We start from the raw sequence: 12,485 nt of genomic DNA on the forward strand, positions 1-12,485 counted from the left end.
ATGTCTTCTCATTTCTGTCACCTCCACTGTCATACACAATTTTCTTTGCTGGACGGTGCTACGGACATTTCTTCGATGATGAAGAAAGCAAAAGAAGACGGAATGATGGCTGTAGCACTGACCGATCACGGCAATATGTTTGGTTGCTTCGATTTTGTCAAAGAAGCAGAAAAAAATAAAATTAAACCTATACTCGGCTGTGAATTCTATATGGTCAAAGACAGGCACAAACAATCTTTTGTGAAGTCAGCAGGTGAAAAAGACGAGAGATTTCACCAACTTTTGCTTGCAAAAAATCAGGAAGGATACGAAAACCTATCCAAGCTCTGTAGTCTGGGATTCATCGAAGGCATGTATGGCAAATTTCCAAGGATTGACAAGGAGTTGCTGTTGAGACATCATAAGGGCTTGATTGCTACCAGCTGCTGCATAGGTGCCGAAATACCGCAGGCCATCATCCATGGGAATATGGAAGAGGCAGAATCGCTATTGCGCTGGTGGATAGACTTGCTCGGTGAAGATTTTTATATCGAAATCCAAAGACAAGCTGGCAACGAAAATATTGACGGCATGGGCATCAGTCAGGAAGAAGTCAACCAAAAGCTACTTCAGCTTGCTGCCAAGTATCAGGTCAAAGTGATCGCTACCAATGACGTTCACTATCTGGAACAGGATGACGCTGAATCACATGATATTCTGCTCTGTATCAACACGGCGTCCAATGTCAGTGATGAAGACAGATTTCGTTTTTCGAGCAGCGAGTATTTTTTTAAGTCCACCAGGGAGATGGCAGCGAAGTTTGCCGATGTACCTCAGGCGATTGAGCAAACTGTAGAGATTGCAGAAAAGGTCTTTCATCCCAACCTGATCAAAGAAATCGTCCTTCCTAACTTTCCACTTCCACCGGGATTCGGTACTCAGGATGAATATTTGAGATTTTTGGTGTACGAAGGCGCTCAATCGCGCTATGGGGAAATCACAGAAAAAGTCAGAGAGCGTCTGGATTACGAGTTGGGAGTGATCAGTAAAATGAAGTTCGCCGGTTACTTTTTGGTCGTTCAGGACTTTATCCATGCTGCGCGAGTACTCAAGGTAGGTGTCGGCCCGGGCCGCGGATCCGCCGCAGGCTCTGCAGTCGCATACTGCCTTACTATAACTGATATCGATCCGCTGCGCTACAATCTTCTGTTCGAACGCTTCCTCAACCCTGAGCGCGTCTCTATGCCCGACATTGACATTGACTTTGACGACCGCAACCGAGATAAAGTACTGGATTACGTCGTCGACAAATACGGATCCAATCAGGTCGCGCAGATCGTGACTTTTGGTACTATGGCCGCCAAATCCTCCATACGCGATGTGGCCAGAGTAAAAAATGTAGAACTTTCCAAAGCAGATTATCTGGCAAAACTTGTCCCTACTAGACCCAATGTCAAACTCAAGGAAATCATTGATATCAACACCCCCATTTCTGACGACTTCAATCCTGACGAAAAACAAAAAATCCAGCTGCTGAGAAATATTGTAAAGGAAAATACTGCAGAGTCAGATGTGCTCAAGACAGCGATGAAACTTGAAGGATCTGTACGCAATACAGGACTGCATGCTGCCGGTGTGATCATCGCTCCTGAAGATATCATGAAGATCATTCCTGTCGCAACTTCAAAAGATTCCAAACTCTGGGTCACTCAGGTTGAAGGATCAGTTATTGAAAATACAGGACTCCTCAAAATAGACTTTCTTGGACTGCGAACACTTTCCATCATTGATGATGCCTTGGAAAATATCGTCAAAGTCCACGGAGAGGAAAAACGAATCAAACTCGATGAAATTCCCCTCGATGACGAAAAAACGCTCCAGCTATTTCAACAAGGCCTTACAGTGGGCCTTTTTCAGTTCGAAAGTGATGGAATGCGCGGTCACCTTCGCAACTTAAAACCCAGCAATATAGAAGACATCATCGCGATGAATGCATTGTTCAGACCAGGGCCTATGGCCTATATCGATGAATTCATATCGCGCAAACACGGCAAAACAGCCGTCTCCTTCCCGCATGAATGGCTCACGGAACTGCTCAAACCTACCTATGGGATCATGGTGTATCAGGAACAGATCATGCAGGCAGCACAAATTATGGCGGACTACAGTCTGGGTGAAGCGGATATCCTCAGGAGGGCGATGGGTAAGAAAAAGAAGGATGAAATGGACAAGCAGTCGGCAATTTTTGTCGAGCGAGCTATGAAAAAATCCATCTCTCAGGAGAAAGCTCAGGAAATATTTGATGTCATGGCCAAATTTGCTGCATATGGTTTCAACAGATCCCATGCAGCAGCCTACTCCATCCTCGCTTTTCAAACGGGTTATCTCAAATGCCATTATCCTGCGGAGTTCATGGCAGCGGTACTCACTGCCAACAAGAATGACATCGGCGACCTACGCAAATATTTACTTGAAACCAAGTTGATGAAAGTAGAAGTGCTGGGGCCCGATATCAATGAAAGCGATATGGATTTCACCATTAGTCCAAATGGTGCGATCCGCTTTGGTTTGTCAGCATTGAAGGGCATTGGTGAAGGCCCTGTAGAAGATATCATTGCGGAGAGAAATGCCAAGGGAAAATTCAAAAACTTCCCGGACATGGTCATGCGGTTGAACTCAAAGGTGATGAACAAAAAAATTGCAGAAGCCTGTGCGATGGGTGGAGCCTTTGACAGCTTTGCTGAGATGCATCGCGCCCAATATTTTGCACCGATTGACAAGTATCCAACTTACATAGAGTGTATATTAAAATGGGGGCACAATTTTCATAATACGATCAACAGCGCATTTGGATCACTCTTTGGTGAAGAGGAGAATAGAAATCTTGAATTTCCTACTGCACCTCAGGTAGCGGAATGGTCCACGATGCAAAAACTGGATAACGAGCTCCAGATTGCAGGAATTTACATCAGTGGTCATCCCTTGGATGATTATTTATTGGAAATCAAACACCTTTCCTCCTATTCTCTCGAACAGCTCAATGATGCTGATCTTAAAATTTTTGAAGGGAAAAAATTAAAATTGTGTGGCATGGTCTCAGACGTCGTGCATCGTACAACCGCTAAAGGTGACGGTTATTGCAATTTTACTTTGGATGATTTTCACGGCAGCCTGAAATTCGGAATATTTAGCGAAAACTATTTGAAATTCAAAAGCCTTCTGGAAAAGGGCAAAGTTCTCCTCATCGAATGTTCGGTAGAAAAACAAAGATGGAAACAAGACAGTGATGCCTATGATTTTAGAATATCACACATTCAGTTGCTGTCCACAGCACTTGAACATTATTATAACAAAATTGCCGTTAGCATTCCCGTCACACATCTGACTGACAAATCTGGTGCTGCCCTCTCCAACGTGTTTAAAAAACATCGCGGAAACCAATTTGTACACTTTGAAATCTATGACAGCTCTAATGACTTTATGTTGGAATTTCACAACCAAAAAATCAAAGTTCACATTACATCTGATTTGCTCAAAGAACTGACTGATCTGCATGTGTATTATCGACTGATGAATTGATGTATTAAAATGAAAAAATTAATTGTAAGCATTTTATTCTTTTCTCTGCTTTCCTCTACATCTACTTTTGCGCAGCAGATTGACGATCTTACCATAGATAAAGAAGTGTTGATTTTTCTCAAAAAATATTTTAAAGATTTGCGCAATTTCACACTGGAAACAAAAGTTCAAGAACCTGAAAATCAGGTATATCTAGATTCTATTGAATTTTCCAATTGGTTTACGGGTGATTTTAATGATGACGGATTGACAGATCTCTTTGTCACCGGAATGGAAAGAAAAATCTATACCAGCTATATTGTACTTGCTGCGGATGATGACGAAAGTTTTACATTGGTACATGTTATCCCACCTACAGATGTTGGAAATTTTCACGTCGTCGTCACTGAAGATTACAAAACTAAGCCACTGGTCATTTATAAGCAATTTACGAGTGAAGTCAAAGAAACTGTAAAAAACGGTATGCCTCAACGAATCCCAAAAAACTATAATGATTACTACAAACTAGGGTTTATTAGAAAAGATACCCTTGTCTATAAATCCGGTTTTATGATTGAGTTCAACCCCAAACCCTTAACTGCAGATATCGATTTCATTCAGATACATCCTTATTGTCAGTTTGGAGGTTGTCCTGATTACAGGATTAAAATAGATAGCGCAGGCAACATGATTCACCACAATATCAGCAAAAGTTCGGATGACCAAAAAGTTTATAAGGCAAAGGCTGATCCTGATTTGTTGCCTGAGTTTTTCAATTTGGTAAAATACCTCAAATTTCCAAAAAAAGAAATGAAATACGGCAGCGCCGAAGCGAATGAAATCATCACATTCCAGGTAAAATATAAGGACGGTACCGAATATAAAATCGTCGATTATGCGAAAGGAGGGACATTGGGATTGGCAGCTGTATATGATTTATTTTTTAAAATAAAAGACGCAGGTCTTTGGGAATAATTCATCATATAATGAATCCAATTTTTAATGATGATTAACTGATGAACGTCCATGCTGATTTTTTGCCAATTTAATTCGGACGACGAATCTCTAATCAATCAATGGCTTAAACCGAATGTCATTGAAGACATTCGGTTTTTATTTTTCTGAAGAGCTTAGTTTATTCAGCTCTCATTAGTTTCTTTGTCAAACTCCCATGAGGGGTGGATAATCTTACAAACAAAATACCGGAGGACTGACTACCGATATTGATATCCTGAACATTTTCACCTGCAATTACATTCAGTTTTTGCGTATGGACGACATTTCCCAAAATGTCCACTACAGAGAGCTGTACAGATTCTGCCCGATCCATATTTAGTTTGATGCGCAAATGACTTTGGGATACTGGATTATCCAATAATTGCATCATCTGATCCCCTAATCTAGCATCATCGCTATTGGTTCTTATCTGAACATTAAGTCTGATCGCAGGCACAAATCCTTCGAGCCATCCTTCTGGAAACCAGCTCCCTGCATTGTCAATCAAAACCACGCTATATGGTTTGTGAAAATAATTCAAATCAGATGACACAGCCTGAAATTTCCAGTTCTTAGGATCATTGGTTGGCTCCATTGGATATTCGATGACAGCAAAATATCTGGCACCAAAATCCATTTCCGGAGCAACTTGTTGAGCGTCCACAAGAGCTACACTCACGAACTGATAATTAGCTTCATTCGTAAACGTGTAGGATCCTTCCGCTACCTTGTCCACGGATGAAGAATTCAAGCCGTTTGTCAGATCAAAATTGGACCAATCTAAAAGCACTTCATCTTTCACTCTCATCAAATAAGCCTTCACATTCAGCCCACTTAAAGATTTTCCTGTATCGTTTGCCGTAGCAGCAAACTCAATTGATTTTGCGAGTGGCTTCCTGTCCCCTGAGTTACATTCCGGAATTCTATATAGGCATCCTTGCCATTCCTCTGTCTGAAAACTTCTAATCCCTCTATTGGGTGAGGGTTCTAATGAATAAACAGATGAGCTCACTTCAAATGAATCTATTGCAAAATTGTCAGGAGTATTTGCATCTGAAGGAAGAATCAAGGTCCAAAAAATATAATATTTTCCAACCGGCAAAGAGCTATTCGGGACGAATGCTTTATTCAGAAAAATATCTTTCTGGTCTTCCGGGCTTGTAATTACAGACAGTGGGTTTTGTTCTGAAAATATCTTATTACCTGAAGCATCTTTTATCTCTACCTGTAAAGAAGCGTTGCTGATGTCTTTTGCTCCTGCGTTGGATACCTCTGCTCTGAAAATCATAGAATCTTTACAGAACAAGGAAGCCGGCGTTCTGTAAGCTGATGCCGGATAATACGTTTTGTTGAACTTAATATCTGCATCCGGCAAAGTCACCAATGTGACATCATCTATAGCCCAAAAATAATAATCTCCATCAAACACAAATTTGATTCTGACACTTGAATGATTTGCAGCTAAAGACGTAATGTCTATTATTCTCCTGCTGTCTTGTACTGTTCTCTCTTCAAATCCAATACTTTGATTGACATCAATAGGAGAAGACCAACTTGCACCATTATCGGAAGAAATTTCTACCAAACATTGCCCTTGATAATTTCTGAAAAATTGATAAAAACTTAATGCTACACTGCTTTTTCCTGTCAAATCAATACGAGGACTGATCAGCGCTCCTGAATGGGGTGCAGGACTCAGGCCTTTGCCTAGATTATTCTTATCACCGTTGTTGTCTAAAAAATCAGAGTTAAAAATGGCTGCACCATTTGTAGCAGTTGGAGATTTTATTCCGGAAATTCCTTTAGAAAAGGCTCCGGAATTTACTGCGCCACCCATAGTCCAGGTCCACACTGCAGCTGCCGTTTTGGAGGTGTCACCCGACGAAATCCCTACTGTTGTCCAATCGTTGAGACCTGAATCAAATGTGGAATTTTTGTCCTGAGGTCCACCCCAAATGATCTGTTGTGCATGAATCGACAAGACTGATAAAATGGAAAATAAAATTGAGCTGTAAAATTTTTTCATTGCTTGTATTTAATGAGAATAATCCTGTTTGCTATGTAATTAAAGTTTATTGTTTAAAATCTGTTCAAAGAGAATGGTGAGACAATTCATGCCAGATTTCTTCCCTGTTGATAGCAACCACTCCGGGTTGTTCACACACTAATCCTCCGCCAATATTGCAAATCAACGCCACCTCATCATCATTGCAGCCGACCGCGTAAGATGCTGCAGCCAATGAAATTACGGTGTCGCCCGCGCCGCTGACATCTTTGACCATTCGTGGAGACGTGGGATACAACTTGCCACTCCCTTCCTGGTAAATCCATATGCCACGAGCACCACAGGTGATCATTAATTTTTGACACTGAATTCTACCGGTTAGATCTTTTGAAATTTCGAACAAATGATTTTCATCCGTACTCTCTACAGTTTGCAAAGCTTGAGAAATTTCTTTGAGATTGGGTTTAAATAAAAAAATATCTCTGAATTCAAAAAAATTCAAACCCTTAGGATCAACATAAACCTTGACTTTATAAAGCGCAAATAAATTCAATAATTCGGCAATTAACTTTTTTGAGAGCAAACCCTTATTGTAATCTTGCAAAATAACTCCGTCGATAGTTTGTGAGGATAATATTTTTTTTGTGTGTGAAATAATATTTTGCTCTGTATCAGACTGTATCCAATGAGTATGTTCTTTGTCCAATCTGATCATTTGCTGAAAATCAGAAATGAATCTCGTCTTGACAGTCGTAAATCTTTTTTCTTCTCGAATCAAAGCGAGATTTGACAATTCGAGCTGAGCCAGCAAATTTTCTAATTCATCCGCTTCTGTATCTTTTCCACAAACACTGATCAGACTGACTTTGCATTGTAATGAACGTAGATTGCCTACTACATTTGCAGCACCGCCAAGTACAATTTTTTCACCTCTCCAATTCAATACAGGTACAGGTGCTTCAGGGGAGATGCGCTCCGCCCTGCCAGTAACGTATCGATCGATCATGACATCACCGATCACCATGATATGTTGATGATTGAGTTTCTCTTTCATCATGGTGACGAGATGTCGATAATCTGACATAATGAATTGATTTGTAAATAAAAATTAAACTATCGCATTGAAGCGCATATTTTATCTAATGCAGTTGATCCCGGACATAATTCTGCTTGTGTCAGTGCATTCAGAGGAGTTGAAGAGGTCTTACAGATTTCGTGCAAGTCTTTATTTTCCTGGTTGAAATAAATGAGACCGGTGAGAATTTCTTTTTCTGCCCTGCTATGAAATATTTTTTTGTGCACTGATTCTTTGTTCGTTGGATCCCAGTCTCCCGATAATTTATGCAAGAGAATCTCTGAGCCATCATGCATCTCAATAGTTTGAGTGGATCCTTCAGATTGTTTATGTACAATTTCAGATTTGAATGGTACAAGATCTATTGCTCCCGTAGCCTCAACATGTTCTCTGGTATAATCATATGATTTAGTAGATCCGACATTATTGTTAAAGGTTACACAAGGGGAAATGACGTCTATCAGAGCAAAGCCCTTGTGCGATAAGCCGGCTTTGATCAAGGGGATCAACTGAGCTTTATCACCGCTGAAACTTCTCGCCAAAAATCCAGCACCCAACTCCAAACCAAGGGAAATCAAATCAATGCCCTGAAAACTATTTTCCACACCGGACTTGTTGACTGATCCCAAATCAGCTGTAGCACTGTCTTGGCCTTTGGTCAATCCGTAGCATCCATTGTTCATCACGATATACAGCATGTTGAGATTTCTACGGACTGCATGGACAAATTGGCCCATACCTATAGAAGCAGTGTCACCATCTCCACTGACACCAAGATAATGCAAATCTTTGTTTGCCATCACAGCACCCGTTGCAACACTAGGCATCCGACCATGTACTGAATTAAAACCATGAGAGTTACCGAGAAAATATGCAGGTGTCTTGGATGAACATCCAATCCCCGACAATTTCGCCAGGCGATGAGGTTCGATGTTCAGCTCATAACATGCCTGGATCAGGGACGAGCTGATGCTATCGTGCCCGCATCCGGCACACAGGGTAGATATTGCCCCTTCATAATCTTTTCTATAAAAGCCGATTTCATTTTTGCCTAAATCCGGATGGCGAAAACTTGGTTTTTGATATGTCATATTTTCAGCTTATTCTGAAATCTGTTTAAGAAAGTACAGATTCTGTTTTTTCAATATTTTGTAAAATCAGTTCAGAGATCAATTTTGCCGTAATCGGAAATCCATCATAATTAAGTACACTGGTCAGTTTGGATGGATTGATATTGAGATCATTGATCAATAAGCTGCGGCATTGTCCGTCACGGTTTTGTTCCACAACATATACAAGGTCGCATTGGTCGATAAAATCCTTCACTTCACTACCGAAAGGAAATGCTTTCAATCGCATTTCATTCATCACTAAAGATTTTGACCTCAACAGGTCTATGGCTTCTTTTGCAGCGTATGAAGAGGTGCCGAAATAAATCATTCCGAGTTTTGATGAATCTGAATGGATGGTAATTTCGGGATGGTAGGTATTTTCCCGAATCGTCTCCCATTTTTTTTGAAGGCGATCTACGTTTCTTTGGTAAGCGTGATTGTCTTCTGTGTAGCGGGCATATTCGTCCTTGGAGCTTCCTCTTGTAAAATAGGATCCCTTATTGGGATGCACTCCCGGAATTGTCCTATATGGCACACCATCACCATCTACATCAAGATAACGACCAAATTTTTCCATATGGTCTAAATCCTGAGCAGACAGTACTTTTCCCCTGTCATAAACTCTGGCGTCGTCCCATACGGGAGGATCTGTAAGGTGATCGTTCATTCCGAGATCAAGATCGGTCATTAAGATAACGGGTGTCTGGTATCGCTCAGCAAAATCAAACGCATCCGCCGTCATATCAAAACACTCCTTTGGAGTGGCAGGAAACAACAGGAGATGCTTCGTATCGCCATGAGATGCATAGGCTGCCGAGAGGAGATCCGATTGCTGTGTTCTTGTGGGCATACCTGTAGATGGCCCACCGCGTTGTACGTCAACAAGTACAGCCGGAATTTCAGCAAAATATGCCAATCCCAGAAATTCACTCATCAGCGATAATCCCGGTCCACTCGTCGCTGTAAAAGCGCGAGCACCGTTCCAGGAAGCTCCTAGTACCATTCCGATAGCTGCCAGCTCGTCCTCAGATTGGATAATGGCAAACTTACGCTCTCCTGAATCAGGATCAACCCTAAAACGATAACACCATTTTTCAAAAGCATTCATCACAGAGGTCGATGGTGTGATCGGATACCATGAACCAAAGGTCGCACCGGCAAACAGAGCACCCAGACCACATGCATTATTTCCTTCCATCAGGATCCTGTCACCAATCAGGTCTGCCCTTTTAATCTGATAAGGCAAAGGGCAGCAATCCAGCTGTTTTGCAAAATCGACACCTAAATGCAGCGCCTGGATATTGCCCGGAATCAATTTCTCTTTTTTCTTGAACTGGTCTTGGATCAATGCCTCAAAGACATCAATCTCCATATCTAGCAAAGCTGCCAGAGCACCGATATAGATGACATTCTTCATGAGGAGGTGCGTCCTTGCATCACTATAGTGCTGCAGACAGATCTTCATCATCGGTATTCCAATATAATGTATATCCGGACGCTTGTCTTCCTCTGCCAACATTTTGGTGGAATCGTAGATTAGGTAGCCTCCTGATTTGACCGAAGCTACATCTGCGTCGAAGCTCTGTGCATTGACTGCCACCATAATGTCTATCCCTTCTTTTCTTCCCAGGTAGCCTTTTTCACTGACACGCACTTCGTACCATGTTGGCAAGCCCTGAATGTTGGAAGGAAAAATATTCTTGGGTGACACCGGTACACCCATCGTGTATATTGCTCGCGCAAAGAGATTATTGGCACTGGCCGAGCCTGTACCATTTACATTGGCAAACCTTACGACCAGGTCATTGATCAAATTTTTTTCATTCATATTTGACATGCTTTCGCTGCGGAATAAAAGAACTTTTGCATATCCCATGCTGCTGTAGGACATCTCTCAGCACATAATCCACAATGCAGACAGACATCTTCATCTTTGACCATCACTCTCTTGGTAGGGAGCGGGTCGGATACTAACAAATCCTGACTGAGGTCATTAGCAGGGGCATTCAACCTGCTTCTCAGGTCCTCTTCGGTACCATTGTCGGTAAAAGTAATACAACTGGTCGGACAAACATCCGCACAGGCGTCACATTCAATACATTTTGAAGTGGTGAATACCGTCTGTACATCGCAATTCAGGCATCGACGTGCTTCTTTATAAGCCATTGCTTTGTCAAACCCAAGCTCTACTTCAACCAGACGATTTTTCAGTGTTTTCTCTTTTTCTTCATGAGGCACGGCATATCTCAAATCATTGATGGTCTGGTTGTCATAAGACCATTCATGGATTCCCATTTTCTGTCTGACGAGATTGGTCATTGGAGATGGTCTGTCGGCTACCAGATCTTTGCCTTGGCAGTACAAATCTATGGATATAGCTGCATCATGACCTTGAGCTACTGCTGTAATGACATTTTTCGGTCCAAAAGCCGCATCACCCCCAAAAAAAACTTTTGGTAATGTGGACTGGTACGTTACGGGATCAATTTTTGGCATATCCCACTTGTCGAATTCAATGCCCAGATCGCGTTCTATCCATGGAAAGCTGTTCTCCTGACCGATAGCCATGAGTACTTCGTCTGCCTCCATTGTGACTTCCTGGCCTGTAGGTACCAGTGTGCGTTTTCCGTTGTCGTATTTGGCTTCAACAATTTCAAAAGTCATACCCTTCATTTTGCCATTGTCGATGACAAAAGATTTGGGTGAGTGCATATTGTAGAATGGAATATCTTCTCTTTGTGCGTCCTCGATCTCCCAAGGCGATGCCTTCATCTCTTTGAAAGGGCTTCGCACGACTACTCTGACATCTTCACCTCCGACACGCCTAGAAGTTCTGCAGCAATCCATAGCTGTATTTCCTCCTCCGATGACGAGGACTTTTTTACCAATCTTGTCATTGTGACCAAAAGCCACATTTGCCAACCAATTGATCCCTATATGTACATGAGCATCCGCTTCTTTTCGGCCTGGTAAGTCAAGCAGATCTTTGCCCTTTGGAGCCCCAGTTCCCACGAAAATGGCATCATAACCTGCCGCGAGGATTTCTTCTTTCAGACTTTTAATATAGCGTTTGAATTGAGTATGAATTCCCATGTTGAGTATATAAGACACTTCTTCATCGAGTACCTGAGCGGGCAATCTGAATGAAGGTATCTGGCTGCGCATCATGCCCCCACCTGCCGGCTGCTCGTCGAAAAGATGGATCTCATAACCCAAGGGAGCTAGATCTCTCGCTACAGTTAAAGCCGCAGGACCACCTCCGATCAGGGCAATTTTTTTCCCATTCTTTTGGCTGGGGATTTCCGGTAACAGATGACTTATATCGGATTTGTAATCTGCAGCAACACGCTTGAGGCGGCAAATGGCTACAGGTTCCTCCTCAACTCTACCCCGCCTACAGGCTGGCTCGCAAGGTCTGTCGCAGGTTCTCCCAAGCACACCTGGAAAAACATTGGAAACCCAATTGATCATATATGCTTCCGTGAATTTCTCCTCGGCAATCAGTCGGATGTATTCCGGCACAGGAGTATGGGCGGGACAGGCATACTGACAGTCCACTACCTTGTGATAATACTCCGGATTAGATGTATTTGTAGGATTCAAACGAACTCTTTTTGAAAGGCCCCAAAGATAAGTCAAAATGACATTTTAGACAGAAAAGAAAACACAGTTTCCTGCTCATGTGGCTATAGATTTCTTCCAAACCGCGGTTTAAGGACGAATTTCCATTGTCAGACATTTAGCTTATATTTAGGCTGTA

Annotated in this window: 7 protein-coding genes; 2 read left to right on the forward strand and 5 right to left on the reverse strand. The window is 42.0% G+C overall.

Going from position 1 to position 12,485, the window contains the following annotated elements:
- On the forward strand, positions 1-3,558 hold the full coding sequence (gene dnaE / locus IPI99_01015) for a DNA polymerase III subunit alpha (protein ID MBK7339087.1): 3,558 nt from the start codon (positions 1-3) through the stop codon (positions 3,556-3,558).
- A gap of 9 nt (positions 3,559-3,567) precedes the next feature.
- Complete coding sequence (locus tag IPI99_01020; protein ID MBK7339088.1) at positions 3,568-4,512, forward strand: hypothetical protein; 945 nt, start codon at positions 3,568-3,570, stop codon at positions 4,510-4,512.
- Positions 4,513-4,672: 160 nt separating this feature from the next.
- Here IPI99_01020 and IPI99_01025 read toward each other — a convergent pair whose 3' ends face one another.
- The 5 genes from IPI99_01025 to IPI99_01045 all read right to left on the reverse strand — a co-directional run bounded on the left by IPI99_01025 (position 4,673) and on the right by IPI99_01045 (position 12,328).
- Positions 4,673-6,559, reverse strand: a complete 1,887-nt coding sequence (locus IPI99_01025) for a T9SS type A sorting domain-containing protein (GenBank protein MBK7339089.1) — start codon at positions 6,557-6,559, stop codon at positions 4,673-4,675.
- 64 nt (positions 6,560-6,623) lie between these two features.
- Positions 6,624-7,622, reverse strand: a complete 999-nt coding sequence (locus IPI99_01030) for a carbohydrate kinase (GenBank protein MBK7339090.1) — start codon at positions 7,620-7,622, stop codon at positions 6,624-6,626.
- A gap of 29 nt (positions 7,623-7,651) precedes the next feature.
- Positions 7,652-8,704 carry a 2-oxoacid:ferredoxin oxidoreductase subunit beta gene (locus IPI99_01035; GenBank protein MBK7339091.1) on the reverse strand — a complete coding sequence of 351 codons (1,053 nt, stop codon included), beginning with the start codon at positions 8,702-8,704 and terminating at the stop codon, positions 7,652-7,654.
- A 25-nt stretch (positions 8,705-8,729) separates the two neighbouring features.
- Positions 8,730-10,553 (reverse strand): 2-oxoacid:acceptor oxidoreductase subunit alpha, encoded by a 1,824-nt coding sequence (locus IPI99_01040; GenBank protein MBK7339092.1) that lies wholly within the window; start codon positions 10,551-10,553, stop codon positions 8,730-8,732.
- A complete protein-coding gene (locus IPI99_01045; GenBank protein ID MBK7339093.1) occupies positions 10,550-12,328 on the reverse strand; it encodes an FAD-dependent oxidoreductase in 1,779 nt (592 codons plus the stop codon). The genes IPI99_01040 and IPI99_01045 overlap by 4 nt, the downstream gene beginning before the upstream one ends.
- Between the last annotated feature and the right edge of the window lie 157 nt (positions 12,329-12,485).

Source organism: Saprospiraceae bacterium (assembly GCA_016710235.1).
GTDB lineage: Bacteria > Bacteroidota > Bacteroidia > Chitinophagales > Saprospiraceae > Vicinibacter.

Excerpts from the sequence above, each read along its gene's own strand:
- dnaE (MBK7339087.1), top strand. The coding sequence starts at position 1 with ATGTCTTCTCATTTCTGTCACCTCCACTGTCATACACAATTTTCTTTG.
- IPI99_01020 (MBK7339088.1), top strand. The coding sequence starts at position 3,568 with ATGAAAAAATTAATTGTAAGCATTTTATTCTTTTCTCTGCTTTCCTCT.
- IPI99_01025 (MBK7339089.1), bottom strand. The coding sequence starts at position 6,559 with ATGAAAAAATTTTACAGCTCAATTTTATTTTCCATTTTATCAGTCTTG.
- IPI99_01030 (MBK7339090.1), bottom strand. The coding sequence starts at position 7,622 with ATGTCAGATTATCGACATCTCGTCACCATGATGAAAGAGAAACTCAAT.
- IPI99_01035 (MBK7339091.1), bottom strand. The coding sequence starts at position 8,704 with ATGACATATCAAAAACCAAGTTTTCGCCATCCGGATTTAGGCAAAAAT.
- IPI99_01040 (MBK7339092.1), bottom strand. The coding sequence starts at position 10,553 with ATGAATGAAAAAAATTTGATCAATGACCTGGTCGTAAGGTTTGCCAAT.